The following is a 22,825-nucleotide window of genomic DNA, read 5'->3' on the forward strand; positions in this document are numbered from 1 at the left end:
CACGTCGTCTCGGGGGAGGCGTCGGTCAGCGGGACTCGAGGTCCAGCAGGAACGTCTTGCGCTCCGGGTGCGCGCCGTAGTGACCTGGCGTCCCGTCGGAGCGCACGACGCGGTGCACGGGGACGATGATCGAGAACGGCGTCAGGCGGCAGGCGGTGCCGACCGCCCGCGCCGCTCCGGGGTGACCGGCGAGCACGGCGACCTCGCCGTAGCTGAGCGTCTCGCCCCACGCGATGCCGCAGATCGTCTGCAGGGCGAGCAGGGGGAATCTCTCGACCAGCCGCCAGTCGAGACGGAGGTGATCCTCGAAGCGGACCGGTTCCCCGTCGAAGTACGCCGCGAGCAGGTGGGCCAGCTCGTCGGCCGCGCCGGGGTCGGGCTCCGGCATCGCGTGCAGCTGCCGCGCCACGCCCTCGAGGAGCCAGGGCACCGAGGGGTCTTCGGATTCGGAGAGGTCGAAGCGCACGATGCCCTCGTCGGAGAACACCGCGAGAGCATCCCCGAACGGGGTGGGTGCGAAGTCGTAGCGGAAGGTCATGCATCCATACTGAACCGACGCGGCGACCTCGCGGACGCGGCAGTCCGCTCCGCGTGGACAACCGGGTTCGCGGTCCGTGTGTTGCAGGAGGAGTCGCGAGCGCCCGTCAGAGGCCAGAATTCCGGTGAAACCCGCCCGGGTTACCCCGGCTCGCGCTCTCGCGCGCCTAGGGTGTCAGTGTGTGGCGACGTGAGGGCAGGTCTGCGGATGACGCGGTGGCGGAGGCCGCTGTGACCCTCGGCGATCTGCACGAGTCGAGCACCGGTGTCGAGATCGCGCACGCCGCCGAGGCCGAGCGCACCCGTCTGCGGGCCGAGGCCGCCGATCTCGGCGGGCCCTCGCCTCTGGTCAGCTTCCGCGACGGACCCGAGTCGGGCATCGACATCTCGAAGGCGCACCCGGGCAGCCTTCCCCAGTTCATCACCGGCAAGTCGACGCTCCTGTCGAACCTGTTCCGCGACGAGGTCGGGCTCCGCACCGCGCGGCTCGCCGCCGAGCGGATCACGGCCAAGAACACCGAGCTGCGCACCGTGCGGGGGATCGAGGCCGTGCACCTCGCGGTCGGCGTCGCCCGCTGGCGCATCGGCGGTGCGGGCTTCGCCGCTCCCGTCCTGCTGCGGCCTCTGGCGATCCGGCGGCACCACTCCGACTTCGAGCTCAAGCTCCAGGGTGCGTTCGAGGTGAATCCCGAGCTCGTGCGCATCGCGCGCGAGCACTTCGGGATCTCGATCGACCCCGCATCCCTCGCGGCGCTCGCCTACGACGGCGGCATCTTCAAGCCGCAGCCCGTGATCGACAGCCTCCGCGCGACGACGCGATCGATCGACACGTTCTCGGTGGAGCCGCGGCTGGTCGTCTCGACGTTCGCCGATGTCTCCGCGGCGATGTCCCGCGACGGCGGGAGCCTCGATCACCTGGTGCTGAACGCACTCAACGGCCACGTCGGCGACCGGGAGCAGGTCTCCGCACCGCGGGCGGCACCGCACCACACCTCTCCGGACGACCGCGCACCGGCATCCGACAACCTCCTCCTCGATGCGGATGCCGAGCAGGAGGCCGTGCTCGCACGCATCGCCGCCGGGCACTCGCTCACGGTGGCGACGCTTCCGGGCACCGGCGGCACGCAGACGGTCATCAACGCGCTGGGCGAGCTCGTGCGCGCGGGCAAGCGCGTGCTGGTGGTCTCGGCACGGCGTTCGACGCTCGACGGCGTGCGTCATCGTCTCGCCGGCATCGGGCTCGACAGCCTCGCGATCTCTCCGGCGAGCGTGCGCCGCGACCTCGTCCGTGCCATCGGGCGCAACGAGAAGGCCGCAGCGCCCAAGGTGAGCGAGGTGGACGACGCGCTCGTGCGTCTGCGCACCGTGCTGCGCGACTACCGGCAGGCGCTCACGTCGCCGATCCCCGGGACCGATGCGTCGGTCCTCGACGCGACCCGTCACCTCACGCGCCTCGCATCGCTTCCCGTTCCGCCGTCGACGACGGCTCGTCTCGGACCCGACGCCCTGCGCCGTCTGGCCGCCGACCGGACCGAGGCATCCGAGTCGCTGGCCCAGGCCGCACGCCTGGGCGAATTCCGCTTCGGCCCCGACGACTCGCCCTGGTACGGCGTGACTTTCGCCAGCACCGAGGCCGCACGCGCCGCGCACGAGCTCGCCGGACGCCTGCACGCGAGCAGCGTTCCCGCGCTCCTCGAGCGCGGCTACGAGCTGATCGCCCAGACGCACATGCGCCCGTTCTCGACCGTCGACGAGCTCGGCGAGTATCTGCGCCTGCTGCAGGGCATCCGCGACTCGCTCGACCGGTTCAGCCCCACGGTGTTCGAGCGTCCGCTGGGCGAGCTCATCCAGGCCCATGGCTCGCGCCGTGACGCGCCGGGTCTGTCCGCCGCCAATCGCCGACGGCTGCGGCGCCTCGCGAAGGAGTACGTGCGCCCCGGCGTCCACGTCACCGAGATGCACGAGGCTCTGCTGCGCATCCAGACGCAGCGCACGCAGTGGCAGCGGTTCGTCGAGGCCGGCGTGGCACCTGAGGTGCCGCTGGGTCTGGGTGACGTCGCCGCCTCCTGGCAGCGGGTGGAGGCGGAGCTCGCGGAGCTGGATGCCGCGCTCGGCCGCCGCGAGCCGCTGGCGACCCTCCCGGTCGCGCGGCTGGTCCGCACGCTGGCCGGTCTCGCCGAGAAGTCCGACGTGTTCGACAACCTCGTGGAGCGTGCGCAGCTGCGCGACCGTCTCGCGCTGCTCGGCCTGGAGCCGCTGCTCGCGGAGCTCTCCGTGCGCCATGTCGCCGAGTCCCGGGTGGGCGACGAGCTCGAGTTCGCCTGGTGGCAGTCGCTCCTGGAGCGGGCGCTGCAGGACAACCGGGCGCTCCTCGGTGCGAACACCGCGGTCGTGGACCGGCTCGAACGCGACTTCCGCCTCGTCGACGAGGCCCATGCCGCGATGGCCGGCCCTCTGCTCGCCTGGCAGCTCGCGAACCAGTGGCGGATCGCGATCGTCGACGAGCCGCAGCAGTCGCAGCATCTCCGTCGGGCGCTGACGCAGCCGGCCACGACGACGGCCGAGGTCGTCAGCTCCGCGCCCGCGCTCATCGACGTGCTGGCCCCGGTCTGGATCTCCTCTCCGTACCTCGTCCCCGAGATCCCCGACTCCGTCGAGTTCGACACCGTGCTGCTGGTCGACGCCGCCGCGATCAACCTCGCGGAGGCCGCGCCGGCGATCCGTCGCGCGCGGCAGATCGTCGCGTTCGGCGACCCGGTCACACAGCGTCCGACTCCCTTCCACATCGCGGTGGACCCGGTGGAGTCCTGGGAGGCGGAGGTCCCGTTCGACGACGTCTCCGTCTTCGAGCGGCTGTCCGAGCTCCTCCCGGTGATGACGCTCACGCGCAGCTACCGTGCCGGAGGCGAGGACCTCGCCGAGCTCATCAACGACGCCTTCTACGGCGGAGAGATCGTGTCGCTGCCGTGGGCCGGCTCCTACCTCGGACGCGGCAGCCTGACGGTCGACTACGTCGAGGGCGGGACCGGTGCACCGGACCCGGTGTCGGGCGCGGTCGAGAGCCCGGACGCGGAGGTGGCCAGGGTCGTGACCCTCGTCGTCGAGCATGCGATCCATCGGCCGTCCGAGTCGCTGATGGTCGTCACGGCCAGCACGCGTCACGCCGAGCGCGTCCGCGCGGCCGTCACCTCGGCGTTCGCCGGCCGATCCGATGTCGCGGACTTCGTCGGCCGAGACACCGCGGAGCCCTTCGCGGTGCTGACGCTGGAGGAATCCGTCGCCGAGAGCCGTGACCGGGTGATCTTCTCTCTCGGCTTCGGTCTCACGAAGCACGGTCGGGTGCTGAGCGACTTCGGCGATCTCTCGACCCCCGACGGCGAGCGGCTGCTCACGGTCGGCATGACACGTGCCCGCCGCTCGATGGTGATCGTCTCGTCCATCCGCCCCTCGGCCTTCGACGACGGACGGCTGGAGCACGGCGCCGCCACGCTGATGTCGATCCTCGGCGGACTCGCCGCACGGAGCAGGGACGCCCGGCTGGAGGATCTCGCCGATCCGCTCACGCTCGCCCTGGCACGCGAGCTGCGACGCCTCGGAGCATCCGTCGACGTCGACTACCGCGGGCTCCTTCCGCTGGTCGCGCAGCACGACGGCAAGGCCGTCGTGATCGAATCGGATCCGGAGTCCCGCGGGGACTCGCTGCGGGAGACGCTGCGGCTGCGGCCGCATGTGCTGCGGAGACTGGGGTGGCACTACGTGCGCGTGCACGCGTTCGATCTCTACAGCGATCCGGTCACCGCCGCGACGCGCATCGCGGGTGTGCTCGGCATCTCCGAGTCGGCGCCGCGCGTCGAGAACGACACGCAGCCGATCGACATCATCGACCCTGAGAATGGCTGAGCAGCCCGAGCCCGATCCGGACGGTCAGCGCGTCGTGCGCGTCGCCGGAGCGCGCAGGGCGCGACTCACGCCGGTGCCCGGCAGCGACCCCGCACCGGAGTCCGGTCCCGAGACCGACGATGACGACGTGGCCGCGGCACCTCGCGGTCCGAAGGGTCCCAATGACGACCGCCTGATGCAGGACGTGCCGCCGCACTACTGAGTGCGCGCTCCACGCGAAACCGCCGCCGCCCCGGAGGGGACGGCGGCGGTTCTCACGGAGTGGCGGATTAGGCGCGCTGGCTCTTGAGCAGGTCGCGGATCTCGACGAGCAGCTCCGCCTCGGTGGCGGCGGCGGGCTCGTCCTCCGGCTCCTCGGCTCTCGTGCCCTTGCGGGCTTCGACATGCGCCTTGAAGGTGTTCATCGGCAGGACGAACACGAAGTACACGACCACGGCGACGGCGAGGAAGCTGATGATGGCCGAGATCAGATCCCCGAGCGGGAAGGTGACCATGTCGCCGTAGATGCTCGGGATCTGGGGCCCGAACTGGCCGGCGGCATCCGCCTTGAAGAAGAGCGAGACGAGCGGAGTGATGATGCTGGCCACGACGGAGTTGACGATCGCGGTGAACGCGGAGCCGATGACCACGGCCACGGCGAGATCGATCACGTTTCCGCGGAGGATGAAGTCCTTGAAGCCTTTGAGCATGGGATCTCCCAACGGGTCGGGGCCTCAGGAAGAGGCCGGAGTCGACGCAGCAGCCGGCGCGGCGCTCGTCTTCGACTCCGACTTCGATGATGCCGAACCCTCGCCCGATCCGCCTGATTTGGCGCGCGAGTCCGTGCGGTAGAACCCCGAGCCGTTGAACGTGACGCCGATCGAACCGTACTGCTTGCGCAGCGTGCCCCCGCACTCGGGGCATTCGGTGAGTGCGTTGTCGGAGAAGCTCTGGACGGCGTCGAACTGGTGTCCGCACGACGTGCAGGCATAGGCGTAGGTGGGCATGGGGGTCCTTGCAGGTCAGCGCCGCGTGGGCGACAGGTTCAGGGTCTGCGTCGGGGTCACGACGCCGTTCACCGGCTGGTCGTGCACCTCCCGCGGCAGGGAGTCGAGTATCTCGGAATCATAGATGACGGCGTAGACGGGCGGGCACTTCTCCATGGAGCCGATCGTCTTGTCGAAGTAGCCGCGACCCCAGCCCATCCGCATCCCCGAGCGGTCGACGGCCGCGGCAGGGACGATCATGAGGTCGACGTCGTTCACGGCGATCGGTCCCAGCACCTCGCCGGTCGGCTCGGGCAGACCGAACAGTCCTTCGGCGACGCGGTCGTCGTCGGTGGCGACGGCCCAGTCGAGCAGGCCGTCGGCCCGGGTGATCGGCAGCAGCACGCGGATGCCGCGGCGTACAGCCCTGGTCACGAACTCGCGGGTGCCCGGCTCGGTCGTGGTCGAGAGGAAGCACGAGATCGATCGTGCGCCGAGCTCGTCGACCAGCGCATCGAGGCGCGCGCCGATATCGGACGCCGCGGCATCGCGCTGCGACTCGGAGAGGAGCTGGCGGCGCTCACGCAGTTCGGCGCGCAGAGCGCGTTTCGCGTGTTCGACGTCGTTCGACATGGCTCTGAGTCTACGGCGGTGCCGACCGCTAGGCTGTGAGGATGGGTGAGCACAAGATCAAGGCCGTCATTCCCGCGGCAGGACTGGGGACGCGCTTCCTGCCTGCGACGAAGGCGATGCCGAAGGAGATGCTCCCTGTCGTCGACAAGCCGGCCATCCAGTACGTGGTGGAAGAGGCGGCGGACGCAGGGATCGATGACATCCTCGTCATCATCGGTCGCAACAAGAACGCGATCTCGAACCACTTCGACTCGGTCCCCGAGCTCGAGGTCAAGCTGCTGGAGAAGGGTGATGACGGTCGCCTCGCGAGCGTCATGAAGTCGAGCGACCTCGCCGACATCCACTTCGTGCGCCAGGGCGAGCCCAAGGGTCTCGGGCATGCCGTGCTGCGTGCCCGCACCCATGTCGGCGACAGCTCGTTCGCCGTGCTTCTCGGTGACGACCTCATCGACGAGCGCGACCCGCTGCTGACCGACATGATCGCCGAGCACGAGCGCAGCGGCGCCGCGGTCATCGCGCTGATGGAGGTCGACCCCGCCAGCATCCACATGTACGGTGCCGCCGCCGTCGAGTCGATCGAGGACTCGGAGAACGTCCGCGTGACCGGCCTCGTCGAGAAGCCCGCGCAGGAGGACGCCCCCTCGAACCTCGCCGTCATCGGCCGCTATGTGCTGCCGGCATCCGTCTTCGAGATCCTCGAGCGCACCGAGCCGGGCAAGGGCGGCGAGATCCAGCTGACCGACGCTCTGCAGGAGATGGCAGCAGACACCGATGGGCCCGGCGTCGTCGGAGTCATCTTCCGCGGCCGTCGTTACGACACCGGCGACCGCGTGGACTACATCAAGGCGATCGTGCAGCTCGCCTCCGACCGCGACGACCTCGGCCCGGAGTTGCGGCCCTGGCTCAAGGAGTTCGCGGAACGCCTCTAGGCGACTCTGCGGGCGTCGGGACGACTCATGGATCTGGCGACGGGAATGCGGCACGGACCGATCGAGCTTCGGCTCGTGCGAACGAAGGACGCCCGTCCGCTGCAGCACGAGCTGCTCGCGAACCGGTCGTGGTTGCAGCCGTGGGAGGCGACCGTCCCCTACGGCTCGGTGTCGTTCGACATGCGCCTCAGCATCCGTCGGCTGCTGCAGCAGTACAAGGACGGCTCGGGCTATCCCTTCGTCATGGAGTACGAGGGCGAGGTCGCCGGACAGCTGAACGTCTGGGGAGTGGCCCGCGGCTCGCTGTGCTCCGCGACAATCGGCTATTGGGTGAGCGAGCGGTTCGCCGGCCGGGGGATCACCCCGACGGCGGTGGCTCTCGCCACCGATGCCTGCTTCACCGAGTACGGCCTGCACCGGATGGAGATCTGCATCCGCCCGGAGAACGCGGCGAGCCTGCGCGTCGTTCAGAAGCTCGGGTTCCGCTACGAGGGGCTGCGGCGCCGCTACATCCACATCGACGGGGACTGGCGCGACCACTATGCGTTCTCGCTCACGCGCGAGGATGTGCCCCAGGGCGTGCTGGCCCGGTGGCTGAGCGGCCAGGTGCCGCCGGATGCCGCGACGGTGCCGCCGTCGGACCGCATCGCCCTCTGAGACCTCGGTTCGCACCGGTTCCGGATCGGACTCGCCGCGACACGCGCCGCCTGCGCGGCGCAGCGGCCCTCAGCGCTTACCGTTGACCCTATGGACGGGCCGGTGCTGAGTGGGGGAGTGATCGTCCTCGTCTCCGTGCTCCTGTGGATGCTCTATCTGCTGCCGTCGTGGCGCGGCCGCTACCAGTACAACGCCTCGGAGCGGAACGCCGTTCGTCTGAATCAGGCGCTGCGTGTCCTCGCCGAGACGAGCGAGACCCCCGGCGAGGTCCGCTTCGAGCTCAACGCGCGGACCGCGCTCGCGCAGCAGAAGCTCGCGAAGCGCGTGCAGTCCGAGCGGGAGTCCGCCGAACTCGAGGCCCTGCGGCAGGAACTCGCGGCGACGCGCGCCGACCCCGTGATCCGCCGCGCGCGGGCCCGTCGTCGTGTGCGGGTGGTGTCCACGAGTGCGCTTCTGCTCGGCCTGGCCGTCGCCGGTCTCGGCGTCTGGCAGATCCTGGCATCCGGTGCGCAGACGCTCGCATGGATCGGCGGAGCGCTGGTCGTGATCGCCGGCGTGATGCTGCAGCGGATGGCATCCGTGGCGCAGCGCGCGGTCCTTCGTCCGCAGGTCGTCTCGGAACCCGTCCGGGAGCGCACCGCTCCCGAGCTGCACGATCAGGGGCGCGCGACCTGGACTCCGCGTCCGCTTCCCGAGCCGCTGGTCACCGTCGCCGGGTCGCGCGCGCAGGCCGCGCGTGCGGAGATCGAGGCGCAGGAGGAGCGTCGCAAGGCGGCCAGGGTCGCCGCGCTCCGCGAGCGGGCGGAGCAGATGTCCCCGGTCGCTCCTGTGCAGCTGCCGGCCGCGTCGTCGCCCTACGCGAAGATGGGCTTCGTCGACGATGCCGAGATCGAGGCGCACGTTCGTGAGCTTCTCTCGCGACGCGCTGCCGGCTGAGCATCGCGCGACGCGATCCGCCCCCGCGGCGTGATAGCGTAGAAGCCGTTCACGGGCCTATGGCGCAGTTGGTAGCGCGCCTCGTTCGCATCGAGGAGGTCAGGGGTTCGAATCCCCTTAGGTCCACCGAACAGAAAGCCCCCGGCACGCGCCGGGGGCTTTCTTCTTTCTCCCGGGCTCAGCCCCAGAAGAGGTCCTCTGCGTCCTGGTCCTCGCTGATCAGCCAGATCTCCGCGATCCGATCGCCCTCGACACGGAACACGTCGACGCCGTGCTGGTCGAGATCGGCAGCGCCTGCGCGCCGGGCGGTGAAGCGCACGGTCGTGGCGACGAGCAGACCGCTCTCCGTCGCAGACTCGGTCTCGAGCGCGAAGGTGCCGCCGCTCAACTCCATGAATGCACCCAGATGGGCCACGATCGCGTCGGGTCCCACATGATCGCCGGACAGCCGGTTCGCGCCTGGCTGGTGCCACACGGCATCCTCGGTCAGCACAGCCGCCAACCCCGCCATGTCTCCAGCCGCCACCGCGGCTCCGTAACGTCCCACCACATCGATCGCCGACATGTTCTTCCTCCGCTTCTGCTCGGTACCCTGAGGTTCCACCGTGTCGAGGCGGACATGGTTACTTCAACGTCACCAGGGAGCGGGATCACATGACAACCGAGTGGACGGTGTTCTCCGCCCGATGCCCGTCGCGTCGTTCGCTGGCCCGCATCGCGAACAAGTGGACGGCGATGATCGTCGTCCTGCTCCATGAACGTCCCCGACGCTTCGGGGAGCTTCATCGGGATGTGCAGGGGATCACCAAGAAGGTCCTGGCCGACACTCTCCGCGCGCTGGAGCGCGACGGGATGGTCGAGCGCATCGCGCATGCCGACGGCTACGCGCTCTATCGGCTCACGGTTCTCGGCCTCACTCTGCATGAGCCGCTCAGAGCCCTCCAGGTCTGGGCGGAGTCTCACGTCGAGGACGTGATCGATGCGCAGGAGCGGTACGACGAGGCTCTCGACGACCAGACTCTGGCGCCGTGACGCAGACGCGCCGGGGAGCACCCCGGCACCGTGAATCAGCGCGACACGCCCGGCGGTCGGGCTGGATTTGCCCGATCCCCGGGATCCGCGTAACTTATTACTTGTTCGCCCCAAACGGTTGAGCGGAGGTCCTCGGACCGGCTCCCGTCAAGCATCGAACACCTCCCGAATCCCGAAACTCTCACGAGTCCTCAGGATGAAGGAACTGCCTCGTGCCCACGAGCATCTCGCCGGAAGGCGATTTGACACCGGGAACGAGATCAGTAAGATAGAGAAGTTGCCCTTCGGGCCTGGCTGTGATGGCTGGGTCGTGGGAGCATCCGATCCTTGAGAACTCAACAGCGTGCACTTGTCAAATGCCAAATTATCCTCGTTCAGTCGTTTTTCGGCTGGGTGAGAATTCCTTTGGATCAAAGACCAGCCCCTCGGGGTTGGCATTCGGATGAAGTCAGCAATGAATTTGTCTCTTTGGTCAGCATCAAACTCGCTGCGTCATCGTTTTCCCGATGGGGTATGCATTTCTTTTTTACGGAGAGTTTGATCCTGGCTCAGGATGAACGCTGGCGGCGTGCTTAACACATGCAAGTCGAACGGTGAACACGGAGCTTGCTCTGTGGGATCAGTGGCGAACGGGTGAGTAACACGTGAGCAACCTGCCCCTGACTCTGGGATAAGCGCTGGAAACGGCGTCTAATACTGGATATGTGACGTGACCGCATGGTCTGCGTCTGGAAAGAATTTCGGTTGGGGATGGGCTCGCGGCCTATCAGCTTGTTGGTGAGGTAATGGCTCACCAAGGCGTCGACGGGTAGCCGGCCTGAGAGGGTGACCGGCCACACTGGGACTGAGACACGGCCCAGACTCCTACGGGAGGCAGCAGTGGGGAATATTGCACAATGGGCGCAAGCCTGATGCAGCAACGCCGCGTGAGGGATGACGGCCTTCGGGTTGTAAACCTCTTTTAGCAGGGAAGAAGCGAAAGTGACGGTACCTGCAGAAAAAGCGCCGGCTAACTACGTGCCAGCAGCCGCGGTAATACGTAGGGCGCAAGCGTTATCCGGAATTATTGGGCGTAAAGAGCTCGTAGGCGGTTTGTCGCGTCTGCTGTGAAATCCCGAGGCTCAACCTCGGGCCTGCAGTGGGTACGGGCAGACTAGAGTGCGGTAGGGGAGATTGGAATTCCTGGTGTAGCGGTGGAATGCGCAGATATCAGGAGGAACACCGATGGCGAAGGCAGATCTCTGGGCCGTAACTGACGCTGAGGAGCGAAAGGGTGGGGAGCAAACAGGCTTAGATACCCTGGTAGTCCACCCCGTAAACGTTGGGAACTAGTTGTGGGGTCCATTCCACGGATTCCGTGACGCAGCTAACGCATTAAGTTCCCCGCCTGGGGAGTACGGCCGCAAGGCTAAAACTCAAAGGAATTGACGGGGACCCGCACAAGCGGCGGAGCATGCGGATTAATTCGATGCAACGCGAAGAACCTTACCAAGGCTTGACATATACGAGAACGGGCCAGAAATGGTCAACTCTTTGGACACTCGTAAACAGGTGGTGCATGGTTGTCGTCAGCTCGTGTCGTGAGATGTTGGGTTAAGTCCCGCAACGAGCGCAACCCTCGTTCTATGTTGCCAGCACGTAATGGTGGGAACTCATGGGATACTGCCGGGGTCAACTCGGAGGAAGGTGGGGATGACGTCAAATCATCATGCCCCTTATGTCTTGGGCTTCACGCATGCTACAATGGCCGGTACAAAGGGCTGCAATACCGCGAGGTGGAGCGAATCCCAAAAAGCCGGTCCCAGTTCGGATTGAGGTCTGCAACTCGACCTCATGAAGTCGGAGTCGCTAGTAATCGCAGATCAGCAACGCTGCGGTGAATACGTTCCCGGGTCTTGTACACACCGCCCGTCAAGTCATGAAAGTCGGTAACACCTGAAGCCGGTGGCCTAACCCTTGTGGAGGGAGCCGTCGAAGGTGGGATCGGTAATTAGGACTAAGTCGTAACAAGGTAGCCGTACCGGAAGGTGCGGCTGGATCACCTCCTTTCTAAGGAGCATCTGACACCTTCGGGTGTCCAGAACCCAGATCGGGAACGTTCGTTTCTCGCTGGGAGCTCATGGGTGGAACATTTGACATGACGTCGAGATCTGATCTCGGAGCTAGTACGCCGCTTGCGGTTGGAAGGTTCTGGGTGAGGGGGTCGGTGTCTGCACGCTGTTGGGTCCTGAGGGACCGGATGCGCACTGGCCTTCGGGTCGAGTGCACAGTCGGTTACTCTGGGCCTTTTGTCGTTTCCCCGGTTGGGGTTGCGTCAAGGGGCACCGCCCGTACTTTGAGAACTACACAGTGGACGCGAGCATCTTGCAACGGCCTTCGGGTTGTTGCACAAGATGATCTTAAAGATCATTAGTCAATTTCAGATTCCATCTTCGGATGGGGTCGAGTTTTTGATTCAAACTCATGTGATTTCAAGTCTTTAAGAGCAAACGGTGGATGCCTTGGCATCTGGAGCCGAAGAAGGACGTAGCAATCTGCGATAAGCCTCGGGGAACTGATAAGCAAGTTTTGATCCGAGGGTGTCCGAATGGGGAAACCCCGCTGGGCGGCGTGCCGACCTAGTGACTCCCGTCTGAATATATAGGGCGGGTAGAGGGAACGTGGGGAAGTGAAACATCTCAGTACCCACAGGAAGAGAAAGCAACCGCGATTCCGTTAGTAGTGGCGAGCGAAACCGGAACAGGCTAAACCTAGCGTGTGTGATAGCCGGCAGGCGTTGCACGTTGGGGGTTGTGGGACTTTTCAGTCATCTCTGCCGAGGTGGCGGCGTTACAAGAAGGTATAGACGAACGGTCTTGAAAGGCCGGTCATAGAGGGTGCCAACCCCGTAGTCGAAATGCCTTGCTTGGCGCGAAGAGTATCCCAAGTAGCACGGGGCCCGTGAAATCCCGTGTGAATCTGTCAGGACCACCTGATAAGCCTAAATACTCCCAGATGACCGATAGCGGACAAGTACCGTGAGGGAAAGGTGAAAAGTACCCCGGGAGGGGAGTGAAATAGTACCTGAAACCGTTTGCTTACAAACCGTTGGAGCCTCCTTAGTAGGGGTGACAGCGTGCCTTTTGAAGAATGAGCCTGCGAGTTAGCGATATGTGGCGAGGTTAACCCGTGTGGGGTAGCCGTAGCGAAAGCGAGTCTGAATAGGGCGATTCAGTCGCATGTCCTAGACCCGAAGCGAAGTGATCTATCCATGGCCAGGTTGAAGCGACGGTAAGACGTCGTGGAGGACCGAACCCACTTAGGTTGAAAACTGAGGGGATGAGCTGTGGATAGGGGTGAAAGGCCAATCAAACTTCGTGATAGCTGGTTCTCTCCGAAATGCATTTAGGTGCAGCGTTGCGTGTTTCTTGCCGGAGGTAGAGCTACTGGATGGCCGATGGGCCCTACAAGGTTACTGACGTCAGCCAAACTCCGAATGCCGGTAAGTGAGAGCGCAGCAGTGAGACTGTGGGGGATAAGCTTCATAGTCGAGAGGGAAACAACCCAGACCACCAACTAAGGTCCCAAAGCGCGTGCTAAGTGGGAAAGGATGTGGAGTTGCCTTGACAACCAGGAGGTTGGCTTAGAAGCAGCCACCCTTGAAAGAGTGCGTAATAGCTCACTGGTCAAGTGATTCCGCGCCGACAATGTAACGGGGCTCAAGCACGCCACCGAAGTTGTGGCATTGACATTATTGGTAGGCCTTCGTGGTCCAGCCGTGTTGATGGGTAGGAGAGCGTCGTGTGGCCAGCGAAGCGGCGGTGTAAACCAGCCGTGGAGGCTACACGAGTGAGAATGCAGGCATGAGTAGCGAATGACGTGTGAGAAACACGTCCTCCGAAAGACCAAGGGTTCCAGGGTCAAGCTAATCTTCCCTGGGTAAGTCGGGACCTAAGGCGAGGCCGACAGGCGTAGTCGATGGACAACGGGTTGATATTCCCGTACCGGCGAAGAACCGCCCAAGCTAATCCAGTAGTGCTAAGTGTCTGAATCCCAGTGACTGATCCCTTCGGGGTGACGCTCTGGGCCTAGCGCACGACCCCATTCTGGTGCGGTTAGCGTATTAACAGGTGTGACGCAGGAAGGTAGTCCAAGCCAGGCGATGGTTGTCCTGGTGCAAGTGCGTAGGCCGAACGGTAGGCAAATCCGCCGTTCACATAGGCTGAGACACGATGCGGATAAAAAGTGGATGATCCTATGCTGCCAAGAAAAGCATCGACGCGAGGTTCTAGCCGCCCGTACCCCAAACCGACTCAGGTGGTCAGGTAGAGAATACCAAGGAGATCGAGAGAATCGTGGTTAAGGAACTCGGCAAAATGCCCCCGTAACTTCGGGAGAAGGGGGGCCATCCACTTATACGGACTTGCTCCGAAAAGGGTGTGGTGGCCGCAGAGACTAGTGGGTAGCGACTGTTTACTAAAAACACAGGTCCGTGCCAAGTCGCAAGACGATGTATACGGACTGACGCCTGCCCGGTGCTGGAAGGTTAAGAGGACCGGTTAGCCGCAAGGCGAAGCTGAGAATTTAAGCCCCAGTAAACGGCGGTGGTAACTATAACCATCCTAAGGTAGCGAAATTCCTTGTCGGGTAAGTTCCGACCTGCACGAATGGCGTAACGACTTCCCAACTGTCTCAACCGCGAACTCGGCGAAATTGCATTACGAGTAAAGATGCTCGTTACGCGCAGCAGGACGGAAAGACCCCGTGACCTTTACTACAGCTTGGTATTGGTGTTCGGTGTGGCTTGTGTAGGATAGGTGGGAGACTTTGAAGCATGGACGCCAGTTCGTGTGGAGTCATTGTTGAAATACCACTCTGGTCACTCTGGATATCTAACTTCGAACCGTAATCCGGTTCAGGGACAGTGCCTGGTGGGTAGTTTAACTGGGGCGGTTGCCTCCCAAAAAGTAACGGAGGCGCCCAAAGGTTCCCTCAACCTGGTTGGCAATCAGGTGTCGAGTGTAAGTGCACAAGGGAGCTTGACTGTGAGACTGACAGGTCGAGCAGGGACGAAAGTCGGGACTAGTGATCCGGCAGTGGCTTGTGGAAGCGCTGTCGCTCAACGGATAAAAGGTACCTCGGGGATAACAGGCTGATCTTGCCCAAGAGTCCATATCGACGGCATGGTTTGGCACCTCGATGTCGGCTCGTCGCATCCTGGGGCTGGAGTAGGTCCCAAGGGTTGGGCTGTTCGCCCATTAAAGCGGTACGCGAGCTGGGTTTAGAACGTCGTGAGACAGTTCGGTCCCTATCCGCTGCGCGCGTAGGAAATTTGAGAGGATCTGACCCTAGTACGAGAGGACCGGGTTGGACGAACCTCTGGTGTGTCAGTTGTTCCGCCAGGAGCACCGCTGATTAGCTACGTTCGGGATGGATAACCGCTGAAAGCATCTAAGCGGGAAGCCGGCCTCAAGATGAGATTTCCATACCTTCGGGTGAGAGGCTCCCAGCCAGACTACTGGGTTGATAGGCCAGATGTGGAAGTGCAGCAATGCATGCAGCTGACTGGTACTAATAAGCCGATGACTTGATAACACACCGTTTGTTGGTGCTACGCGTCCACTGAGTGGTTCTCGATGTACGGTCGAGAACCGCATGACAATGACTTTGTTATGTGTTTGATTGAAACATCAATAGTGTTTCGGCGGCCATAGCGTGAGGGAAACGCCCGGTTACATTCCGAACCCGGAAGCTAAGCCTCACAGCGCCGATGGTACTGCAGGGGGGACCCTGTGGGAGAGTAGGACACCGCCGGACTTCTTTTAGACAAGAAAGCCACCCAATGCTGGGTGGCTTTCTTGCGTTAACGCGATCATTCGAACTGCTCCCATTCCGGGCAGCCGTCCGTGTGGAACGTGACGTACTCCGGGACGTCGGTCAGGAATGCGTACGCGCCCTGGTTCTCGACGACGATCCCGCCGCTCTCGTCCTGGATGCTCCACGTGCAGCCGTCCGGGACCGGTGCAGGTTCCCCGTGCAACTGGAATCCGCCGTACGGGATGTCGCCTCCGATCGTGTACACGCCCGTCCCCGCGACGGTGACGCCGGCACTGTCCTCGGCTGCGGCGTCGTCTTCGGCGGCCGGTGCCTGCTCCGCGGACGATGGCTCGTCCGCATCGTCGGGCGCTGCCGGTTCCGGCGTCCCGACTCCGCACGCCGACAGCGCGAGCGCGGTCAAGACGACGATGCCACCGGCGATGGATCTCCTTCGTGTCGTGTGCATGACGACTCCCTCCTCAGCCCGACTCCCGGGCTCTCCCGTTCTCATGGTGCTCGTCATGCGCTGCTGCGGGCCATGGGGGAATCGAGCTATTCACCCGGCCGGGGGATACCATGACGCCATGTCTCGCGCTGCCCGTCTCGACGCGCTTCTTCGGCAGCTCGTCGTCGTCGATGCAGTGCCTCCTGAGCTGTACCGCGACACGGCGGGCTCGTCGGACGTCGCCTTCGACAGCGCGCTCGCGGCACTCGCTGCAGTGTGGGCGGGGCAGTTCGGCATCGCCGCTCCGTTGGCGACGGCGGCTCGTCGTGCTGCAGACGACCCCGACACCGTGGTCTTCGCTGAGAGCGTGTGCGGACTCGTCCGGGCAGGGACGCCCATGTCGGCTCCGCCCGAAGAGTTCGCGTCCGCCGCGCGGGCCTCCGCGGGCATCGCGAGCGAGCTCCGCCTGCCCCTCTGCGCTCTTCTCGCCGAAGCGGCTCTCGCGGAGGCGCGCCTCGACATCGCGGAAGGGCTTCTCTCGGTCGTCCCTCCCCGCACGGCGCTGTTCGGGCGACGGGATCACCCGTTCCTGACCGTCATCCGCTGCTTCGTGGCGAGGGTGCGGCTGTTCAGCGGCGATGTGAGCGGCGCCGCCGACGAGGCGGCGCAGGCGTGCGCGGGTGCCGGGACGGAGGCGGAGCGGATCTTCGCGACCGCGACCGCGGCGGTCATCGACGGGAGTGCCGGACGGCGGCAGGAGGCGCGGGCGGCGGTGAGCGGCATCCTCGCACGGGACATCGCGCCGGTGAACGCGTTGATGAGCGGGGCGTTCCTGCTCGCGAGCTACGCGGCGATCGTCGGCGACGACGTGCGGACCTCCGCGGTCGCCGTGCTGCGGGCATCCGTGGATCCCTCCTTCGGACAGGTGCGGATCGTCGATCGCGCGATCTGCCTCGAGATCCTGACCAGGGCCGCCGTCGACGCGGGCGACCTCGACGCTGCTCGTTCCTGGCAGCTGCGCGCTGCTCCGCTCGCTGAGCACCCGAGCGCGAGCTCGACGGTCGAGCGGATCGCGAGCCGGGTGTCGCTCCTCGCCGGCGATGCCGAGCGTGCGCTCGAGGAGGCGATGCGATCGGTCGCTCTCGCTGAGAGCGCGCGGCGCGCATTGGAGGCAGCAGAGGGTGAGATCCTCGCGGCCCGCGCCAGGATCTCCCTGCGCGAACGAGGAGCGGCCGCACGGCGACTGGCGGATGTCGTGACCGATGCGGATGCACACGGCTTCGGCGCCGTGCGCCGGTCGGCGTCCCGCGAGCTCCGGTCGGTGGGCAGGCGCCTCCCTCCGGACACGCGCCGCGGGTGGGAGGGGCTGTCCGCCCGTGAACAGGGCATCGCGCTGCTCATCTCCGAGGGGCGCAGCAACGCGCAGATCGCGTCGTCCGAGTTCCTGTCCGAGCACACGGTGCGCATCCATGTCTCGCGGGTGCTCCACGCCTTCGGGGTCCCGACGCGGGTGGGTGTGGCGTCGGCGTTGGGAGCAGCCTCCGCGGCTGCCGGACCCGAGCCGCTGACGGTGCGCCAGCAGCAGATCGTCGCCCTCATCACGAGCGGTGCGACGAACCGCTCGATCGCGGAGCGGCTCGAGGTGAGCGAGTCGACGGTCGAGAAGCATGTGAGTGCGGTGATGCGACGGTGGGAGGTGACATCGCGTTCGGGTATCGCCCGCCGGGCGGCCGGGCAGCACCCCGTCTGAGCGCGGCGGGCCTGATCCCACTCATCGCCTCAACCGGGATTCCAGGACGGATGCCGTGGCCGTCACGGCATCCGCCAGCGCGCGCTCGTCCCGCTCCTCGCCGGCCCAGGTGACCGCGACGGCAGCCACCGGCCATCCGGCCTGATCGCGCACCGCGACGCCCACCGAGCGCAGGCCCGCCGCCACTTCGCTGTCCTCCGTCGCGTAGCCGCGCGAGCGGACCTCCCTGAGCAGCTCGCGCAGCTCTGCGGGACGACGAGGCCCGAGTCCGGTGCGGTCGGGGAAAGCGGAGGCGCTCGGGTAGAGCGCGCGCACCTGCTCGCGCGGGAGCACGGCGAGCATCGCCCGACCGCTGGCCGTGAGATGTGCGGGGAGACGTACGCCGACGTCGGTGATCAGCGCCGGCCGCCGCGGTGCGCGCTCCTCGACGATGTACAGCACGTCGCCTCCGCTCATCACGGCGAGGTGCGCGCTCTCACCCAGCCGATCAGACAGCGCGGCGACCAGGGGGCGTCCGAGGCGGGCGAGCGGCTGCTGTCGTGTGTAGCCTCCGGCCAGCTCGAAGGCGGAGGTGCCGAGGCCCCAACGATGCTCCTCCTGGAAGTGCAGCACGAAACCGTGGGTCGAGAGCGTGGTGAGCAGGTGATACACGGTCGATCGGGGGAGCGACAGCTCACGGGCGATCGCGGAGGCGGCGACCGGCGCCGGTCGGCCCGCCAGATAGCTCAGGATCCGCAGCGTGTTCTCCGCCGCCGGCACCTGAGGCGCGCCGTTCCCCGAGGTTTCCGAACTGTCTGGGATCACAGACACAGCATGTCATGATCCGCTGTCGCCGTCGACGCTGCGGGTGTGGAATCGGAATATGAGTGATCTCGCCCCTGTTCTCGTCGGTGCCCGGCCGCTGACGCCCGCCGAAGTGGTCGCCGTCGCCCGGCACGGCGCGCCCGTCACGCTCGATCCCGCGGCCCTCGAGCGCGTCGCCGAGACGCGCCGGGTCATCGACGGACTCGCCGCCGACCCCGACCCCCACTACGGCGTCTCCACCGGATTCGGTGCCCTGGCGACCACGTTCATCGCGCCCGACCGGCGACTGCAGCTGCAGGCCAGCCTGATCCGCTCGCACGCGGCGGGCACCGGCACCGAGGTCGAACGCGAGGTCACGCGCGGTCTTCAGCTGCTGCGCCTGCAGACACTGGCGTCGGGTCGCACGGGGGTGCGTCCCGTCGTCGTCGAGACCTACGCGGGTCTGCTCAACGCCGGGATCGCCCCGGTCGTGCGCGAGTACGGCTCCCTCGGATGCTCCGGCGACCTCGCCCCACTCGCGCACATCGCGCTCGCGGCGATGGGAGAGGGACAGGTCCGCACGGCGGACGGTCAGCTCGTCGATGCCGCTGCGGCGCTGGCCGCGGCCGGCCTCGAGCCGCTGACCCTCGTGGAGAAGGAGGGGCTCGCCCTCATCAACGGCACCGACGGCATGCTCGGGATGCTCCTGCTCGCACTGCACGACCTCGAGACACTGCTCCTGACCGCCGACATGGCGGCGGCGATGTCGGTCGAGTCGCAGCTCGGCACCGATGCGGTGTTCGCGGCCGATCTCATGGCCCTGCGCCCGCAGACGGGGCAGGCCGTGTCGGCGGCCCACCTGCGGTCGTTCCTCGGCGACTCGCCCATCGTGCACAGCCACAAGGGCCCGGAGGACGGACGGGTCCAGGACGCCTACTCGCTGCGCTGCTCGCCGCAGGTGCACGGTGCCGCCCGCGACACGATGGGCTACGCGTCGACCATCGCCGAGCGCGAGCTCGCCAGCGTGATCGACAACCCCGTCATCACCGTCGACGGCCGCATCGAGTCCAACGGCAACTTCCACGGAGCGCCGGTCGCCGCGGTTCTGGACTTCCTCGCCATCTCGGTCGCCGACGTCGCCTCGGTCTCCGAGCGCCGCACCGATCGAGCGCTCGACCCCGCCCGCAGCCATGGGCTGCCGCCCTTCCTCGCCGACGAGGTCGGTGTCGACTCCGGCCTCATGATCGCGCAGTACGCGGCCGCGGGGATCGTGTCCGAGCTCAAGCGCCTGGCGGTGCCGGCATCCGTCGACTCGATCCCGTCGTCGGCGATGCAGGAGGACCACGTCTCGATGGGGTGGGCCGCTGCCCGCAAGCTCCGTCGTGCGATCGACGGACTCGGGCGCGTGCTCGCGATCGAGATCCTCACCGGCGCTCGTGCGCTCGACCTGCGAGCCCCTCTGCAGGCCGGACCCGCCACCGGCGCCGTCCGCGACCTCGTCCGCACCGTGGCCGCAGGCCCCGGCCCAGATCGCTTCCTCTCTCCCGAGATGGAGGCCGTCACCGAACTCGTCCAGTCGGGCGCCGTCGCCCGTATCGCAAAGGAGCACTCCCATGGCTGACACTTCGACCGGTTCGGCGACCCAGTCGCGCGTCGTCCGCGCCGCCCGCGGCAACCAGCGCACCGCCAAGAGCTGGGGCGCCGAGGCCGCCAAGCGCATGCTCATGAACAACCTCGACCCCGAGGTCGCCGAGCACCCCGAGGACCTGGTCGTGTACGGCGGCACGGGCAAGGCCGCCCGCAGCTGGGAGGCGTACGACGCGATCGTGAGCACGCTCGACGAGCTGGAGCCGGATGAGACGCTGCTCGTGCAGTCGGGCAAGCCGGTCGGGGTGTTCCGCACCCACGAATGGGCGCCGCGCGTGCTGATCGCCAACTCGAACCTCGTGGGCGACTGGGCGAACTGGCCCGAGTTCCGTCGGCTCGAAGAGCTCGGACTGATCATGTACGGGCAGATGACCGCGGGGTCGTGGATCTACATCGGAACCCAGGGCATCCTGCAGGGGACCTATGAGACCTTCGCCGCCGTCGCCCGCTCGCTGGGTCGCGATTCTCTGCGCGGCACCCTCACCCTCACCGGTGGCGCCGGGGGCATGGGCGGTGCGCAGCCTCTGGCCGTCACCCTGAACGACGGCGTCGTCCTGATCGTCGATGTCGACGAGACGCGTCTCGCCCGTCGGGTGGAGCACGGCTACCTCGACGAGTACACGACCGATCTCGACGCCGCCGTGGCGAGGGTCACTGCGGCCAAGGAATCCGGAGAGCCTCTCTCGGTCGGTGTCGTCGGCAATGCGGCGGAGGTCTTCCCCGAGCTGCTGCGCCGCGGGGTGCCGATCGACATCGTGACCGACCAGACCAGCGCGCACGACCCGCTCGCCTACCTTCCGGTGGGCATCTCGGTCGCGGAGTGGAAGGCCGAGGCGGAGCGCGACGCCGAGGACTTCACCCGGCGCTCACGCGATTCGATGGCGCAGCACGTGGCGGCGATGGTCGCGTTCCAGGATGCCGGGGCCGCGGTGTTCGACTACGGCAACTCGATCAGGGCCGAGGCACAGCTGGGCGGGTTCGACCGCGCCTTCGAGTTCCCCGGATTCGTGCCGGCGTACATCCGTCCCCAGTTCGAAGAGGGGCGCGGCCCCTTCCGCTGGGCAGCGCTCTCCGGCGACCCGGAGGACATCTACAAGACCGACCGGGCGATCGCGGAGCTCTTCCCCGACGACAAGCCTCTGCACCGCTGGCTCGAGAAGGCGGGGGAGAAGGTCCACTTCGAAGGGCTGCCTGCACGCATCTGCTGGCTCGGGTACAAGGAGCGGCACCTCGCGGGCCTCAAGTTCAACGAGATGGTGGCATCCGGCGAGCTGTCGGCACCCATCGTGATCGGCCGCGATCACCTCGACTCGGGTTCGGTCGCCTCGCCGTATCGGGAGACCGAGGCGATGAAGGACGGTTCGGACGCGATCGCCGACTGGCCGCTGCTGAACGCACTGCTCAACACGGCATCCGGTGCCTCATGGGTGTCGCTGCACCACGGCGGCGGCGTCGGCATCGGCCGCTCGATCCACGCCGGTCAGGTCTCGGTCGCCGACGGCTCGGCGCTCGCCGCGGAGAAGCTCGAGCGCGTGCTGACCAACGACCCCGGTACCGGAGTCATGCGACACGTGGATGCCGGGTACGAGCACGCGCGCGACGTGGCCCGCGAGCGCGGGCTGAAAGTGCCGATGCTGTGAGCACCGTCCTGATCACGAACATCGGCGAGCTGACGACCAACGTCGGCGTCGACGGCGACCCCTGCGGAACCCTTCACGACGCGGCGGTGCTCGTCGAGGACGGACGCATCGCCTGGGTGGGGGCGGCGGCGGATGCCGACCGCACGATCGCAGGGGAGGTCGTCGACGGGGGCGGTCGCGCCGTGATCCCGGGCTTCGTCGACAGTCACAGCCATCTCGTCTTCGGCGGCGACCGGGCCGCGGAGTTCGAGGCGCGGATGGCCGGGCAGAAGTATGCCGCGGGCGGCATCCGCTCCACCGTCGCCGCCACCCGCGCGGCGAGCGACGACGAGCTGCGCGCGCGGCTGCGCGGATTCCTCGATGAGATGCTCGCACAGGGCACCACGACCGTCGAGATCAAGAGCGGGTACGGCCTGAGCGTCGCGGACGAGGAGCGGCTCGTGCGCCTGGCCGCCGAGGTGACGCCGGAGGTGACGTTCCTCGGTGCGCACGTAGTGCCGGCCGAGTATGCCGACCGGGCCGACGACTACGTCGACCTCGTGGTCGGACCGATGCTCGACGCCTGTGCTCCGCACGCCAGGTGGATCGACGTGTTCTGCGAGACCGGTGCCTTCACTGTGCCGCAGTCGCGGCGTGTGCTCGAGGCGGGGATCGCCCGAGGGCTCGCACCCCGCGTGCACGCGAGCCAGCTGGGCCCGGGGGAGGGCGTGCGTCTCGCGGTCGAGCTGGGCGCGGCATCCGTCGATCACGGCACGTACCTGACCGACGACGACGTCGCCGCGCTCGCCGCGTCCGACACCGTGCTGACGCTGCTGCCCGGCGTCGAGTTCTCGACCCGCCAGCCCTACCCGGATGCGCGCCGTCTCATCGACGCCGGCGTGACGGTGGCGCTGGCCTGCGACACGAATCCCGGATCGAGCTTCACCTCATCGATGCCGTTCTGCATCGCGATCGCCGTGCGCGACATGGGGATGACGCCGGCCGAGGCCGTCTGGGCGGCGACAGCGGGGGGAGCGCGCGCGCTGCGTCGAGACGACGTCGGCGCGATCACCCCCGGAGGGCGCGCCGACCTGGTCCTGCTCGACGCACCCACCCGCATCCATCTCGCCTACCGCCCCGGCGTCCCGCTGGTCCGCAGCGTCTGGAAGGACGGCATCCCGCTGGTGTGAGCGCCG

17 protein-coding genes, 1 tRNA gene and 3 rRNA genes are annotated in these 22,825 nt (G+C 66.6%); 14 read left to right on the forward strand and 7 right to left on the reverse strand.

Going from position 1 to position 22,825, the window contains the following annotated elements:
* Positions 1-25: 25 nt before the first annotated feature.
* Positions 26-538: a methylated-DNA--[protein]-cysteine S-methyltransferase gene (locus LBN7_RS15645; protein ID WP_407360166.1), complete on the reverse strand. Its 513-nt coding sequence runs from the start codon at positions 536-538 to the stop codon at positions 26-28.
* Positions 539-717: 179 nt separating this feature from the next.
* On the opposite strand from LBN7_RS15645, the gene LBN7_RS15650 reads away from it, so the two are divergent.
* Positions 718-4,437 carry an AAA family ATPase gene (locus LBN7_RS15650; protein ID WP_407360167.1) on the forward strand — a complete coding sequence of 1,240 codons (3,720 nt, stop codon included), beginning with the start codon at positions 718-720 and terminating at the stop codon, positions 4,435-4,437.
* Positions 4,430-4,639 (forward strand): hypothetical protein, encoded by a 210-nt coding sequence (locus LBN7_RS15655; RefSeq protein ID WP_341944899.1) that lies wholly within the window; start codon positions 4,430-4,432, stop codon positions 4,637-4,639. Before LBN7_RS15650 ends, LBN7_RS15655 begins: the two co-directional genes overlap by 8 nt.
* Positions 4,640-4,706: 67 nt before the next feature.
* On the opposite strand, the gene mscL is transcribed toward LBN7_RS15655, so the two are convergent.
* From mscL to LBN7_RS15670, 3 genes are read right to left on the reverse strand one after another with little or no spacing between them, the layout of a single operon-like run.
* Positions 4,707-5,126 carry a large conductance mechanosensitive channel protein MscL gene (gene mscL / locus LBN7_RS15660; protein WP_116635913.1) on the reverse strand — a complete coding sequence of 140 codons (420 nt, stop codon included), beginning with the start codon at positions 5,124-5,126 and terminating at the stop codon, positions 4,707-4,709.
* A gap of 24 nt (positions 5,127-5,150) precedes the next feature.
* Entirely contained in the window at positions 5,151-5,423 is a 273-nt protein-coding gene (locus tag LBN7_RS15665) for an FmdB family zinc ribbon protein (RefSeq protein WP_116635914.1), read from the reverse strand.
* A 15-nt stretch (positions 5,424-5,438) separates the two neighbouring features.
* Entirely contained in the window at positions 5,439-6,035 is a 597-nt protein-coding gene (locus LBN7_RS15670) for a 5-formyltetrahydrofolate cyclo-ligase (RefSeq protein ID WP_116635915.1), read from the reverse strand.
* Between the two features lie 41 nt (positions 6,036-6,076).
* Here LBN7_RS15670 and galU point away from each other — a divergent pair, with 41 nt between their 5' ends.
* The 4 genes from galU to LBN7_RS15690 all read left to right on the forward strand — a co-directional run bounded on the left by galU (position 6,077) and on the right by LBN7_RS15690 (position 8,683).
* A complete protein-coding gene (galU, locus tag LBN7_RS15675; protein WP_116635916.1) occupies positions 6,077-6,964 on the forward strand; it encodes a UTP--glucose-1-phosphate uridylyltransferase GalU in 888 nt (295 codons plus the stop codon).
* A gap of 45 nt (positions 6,965-7,009) precedes the next feature.
* Positions 7,010-7,621, forward strand: a complete 612-nt coding sequence (locus LBN7_RS15680) for a GNAT family protein (protein WP_341947824.1) — start codon at positions 7,010-7,012, stop codon at positions 7,619-7,621.
* A 90-nt stretch (positions 7,622-7,711) separates the two neighbouring features.
* The gene (locus LBN7_RS15685) at positions 7,712-8,557 is read left to right on the forward strand and encodes a hypothetical protein (RefSeq protein ID WP_407360168.1); all 846 of its coding nucleotides are present in this window, start codon (positions 7,712-7,714) and stop codon (positions 8,555-8,557) included.
* A 53-nt stretch (positions 8,558-8,610) separates the two neighbouring features.
* Positions 8,611-8,683: transfer RNA gene (locus LBN7_RS15690), tRNA-Ala, on the forward strand.
* A gap of 52 nt (positions 8,684-8,735) precedes the next feature.
* On the opposite strand, the gene LBN7_RS15695 is transcribed toward LBN7_RS15690, so the two are convergent.
* Positions 8,736-9,122, reverse strand: a complete 387-nt coding sequence (locus LBN7_RS15695) for a nuclear transport factor 2 family protein (protein WP_116635919.1) — start codon at positions 9,120-9,122, stop codon at positions 8,736-8,738.
* Positions 9,123-9,211: 89 nt separating this feature from the next.
* Here LBN7_RS15695 and LBN7_RS15700 point away from each other — a divergent pair, with 89 nt between their 5' ends.
* The 4 genes from LBN7_RS15700 (at position 9,212) to rrf (ending at position 15,385) form a co-directional block, all read left to right on the forward strand.
* Entirely contained in the window at positions 9,212-9,589 is a 378-nt protein-coding gene (locus LBN7_RS15700) for a helix-turn-helix domain-containing protein (RefSeq protein WP_116635920.1), read from the forward strand.
* A 525-nt stretch (positions 9,590-10,114) separates the two neighbouring features.
* A 16S ribosomal RNA gene (locus LBN7_RS15705) occupies positions 10,115-11,638 on the forward strand.
* A gap of 420 nt (positions 11,639-12,058) precedes the next feature.
* Positions 12,059-15,163, forward strand: a 23S ribosomal RNA gene (locus LBN7_RS15710).
* 105 nt (positions 15,164-15,268) lie between these two features.
* Positions 15,269-15,385, forward strand: a 5S ribosomal RNA gene (gene rrf / locus LBN7_RS15715).
* The 16S, 23S and 5S rRNA genes sit together here, the layout of an rRNA operon.
* Before the next feature lie 55 nt (positions 15,386-15,440).
* On the opposite strand, the gene LBN7_RS15720 is transcribed toward rrf, so the two are convergent.
* A complete protein-coding gene (locus LBN7_RS15720; RefSeq protein WP_407360169.1) occupies positions 15,441-15,851 on the reverse strand; it encodes a hypothetical protein in 411 nt (136 codons plus the stop codon).
* A gap of 118 nt (positions 15,852-15,969) precedes the next feature.
* Between LBN7_RS15720 and LBN7_RS15725 the strand changes: the two genes are divergently transcribed.
* A complete protein-coding gene (locus LBN7_RS15725) occupies positions 15,970-17,580 on the forward strand; it encodes a LuxR C-terminal-related transcriptional regulator (protein WP_407360170.1) in 1,611 nt (536 codons plus the stop codon).
* A gap of 21 nt (positions 17,581-17,601) precedes the next feature.
* Here LBN7_RS15725 and LBN7_RS15730 read toward each other — a convergent pair whose 3' ends face one another.
* Positions 17,602-18,384, reverse strand: a complete 783-nt coding sequence (locus tag LBN7_RS15730; protein WP_407360171.1) for an IclR family transcriptional regulator — start codon at positions 18,382-18,384, stop codon at positions 17,602-17,604.
* A 58-nt stretch (positions 18,385-18,442) separates the two neighbouring features.
* Here LBN7_RS15730 and hutH point away from each other — a divergent pair, with 58 nt between their 5' ends.
* Genes hutH through hutI form a run of 3 tightly spaced genes read left to right on the forward strand, consistent with a single transcriptional unit; the run spans position 18,443 to position 22,819 of the window.
* Positions 18,443-19,984: a histidine ammonia-lyase gene (gene hutH / locus LBN7_RS15735; protein ID WP_407360172.1), complete on the forward strand. Its 1,542-nt coding sequence runs from the start codon at positions 18,443-18,445 to the stop codon at positions 19,982-19,984.
* Positions 19,977-21,650, forward strand: coding sequence for a urocanate hydratase (gene hutU, locus LBN7_RS15740; RefSeq protein WP_407360173.1), 1,674 nt, complete (start codon positions 19,977-19,979; stop codon positions 21,648-21,650). Before hutH ends, hutU begins: the two co-directional genes overlap by 8 nt.
* The gene (hutI, locus tag LBN7_RS15745) at positions 21,647-22,819 is read left to right on the forward strand and encodes an imidazolonepropionase (protein WP_407360174.1); all 1,173 of its coding nucleotides are present in this window, start codon (positions 21,647-21,649) and stop codon (positions 22,817-22,819) included. Before hutU ends, hutI begins: the two co-directional genes overlap by 4 nt.
* Positions 22,820-22,825: the final 6 nt, after the last annotated feature.

The sequence above is a fragment of the Microbacterium sp. LBN7 genome, from assembly GCF_045690345.1.
Taxonomy (GTDB): domain Bacteria; phylum Actinomycetota; class Actinomycetes; order Actinomycetales; family Microbacteriaceae; genus Microbacterium.

Excerpts from the sequence above, each read along its gene's own strand:
- LBN7_RS15645 (WP_407360166.1), bottom strand. The coding sequence starts at position 538 with ATGACCTTCCGCTACGACTTCGCACCCACCCCGTTCGGGGATGCTCTC.
- LBN7_RS15655 (WP_341944899.1), top strand. The coding sequence starts at position 4,430 with ATGGCTGAGCAGCCCGAGCCCGATCCGGACGGTCAGCGCGTCGTGCGC.
- mscL (WP_116635913.1), bottom strand. The coding sequence starts at position 5,126 with ATGCTCAAAGGCTTCAAGGACTTCATCCTCCGCGGAAACGTGATCGAT.
- LBN7_RS15665 (WP_116635914.1), bottom strand. The coding sequence starts at position 5,423 with ATGCCCACCTACGCCTATGCCTGCACGTCGTGCGGACACCAGTTCGAC.
- LBN7_RS15670 (WP_116635915.1), bottom strand. The coding sequence starts at position 6,035 with ATGTCGAACGACGTCGAACACGCGAAACGCGCTCTGCGCGCCGAACTG.
- galU (WP_116635916.1), top strand. The coding sequence starts at position 6,077 with ATGGGTGAGCACAAGATCAAGGCCGTCATTCCCGCGGCAGGACTGGGG.
- LBN7_RS15680 (WP_341947824.1), top strand. The coding sequence starts at position 7,010 with ATGCGGCACGGACCGATCGAGCTTCGGCTCGTGCGAACGAAGGACGCC.
- LBN7_RS15685 (WP_407360168.1), top strand. The coding sequence starts at position 7,712 with ATGGACGGGCCGGTGCTGAGTGGGGGAGTGATCGTCCTCGTCTCCGTG.
- LBN7_RS15695 (WP_116635919.1), bottom strand. The coding sequence starts at position 9,122 with ATGTCGGCGATCGATGTGGTGGGACGTTACGGAGCCGCGGTGGCGGCT.
- LBN7_RS15700 (WP_116635920.1), top strand. The coding sequence starts at position 9,212 with ATGACAACCGAGTGGACGGTGTTCTCCGCCCGATGCCCGTCGCGTCGT.
- LBN7_RS15720 (WP_407360169.1), bottom strand. The coding sequence starts at position 15,851 with ATGCACACGACACGAAGGAGATCCATCGCCGGTGGCATCGTCGTCTTG.
- LBN7_RS15725 (WP_407360170.1), top strand. The coding sequence starts at position 15,970 with ATGTCTCGCGCTGCCCGTCTCGACGCGCTTCTTCGGCAGCTCGTCGTC.
- hutH (WP_407360172.1), top strand. The coding sequence starts at position 18,443 with ATGAGTGATCTCGCCCCTGTTCTCGTCGGTGCCCGGCCGCTGACGCCC.
- hutU (WP_407360173.1), top strand. The coding sequence starts at position 19,977 with ATGGCTGACACTTCGACCGGTTCGGCGACCCAGTCGCGCGTCGTCCGC.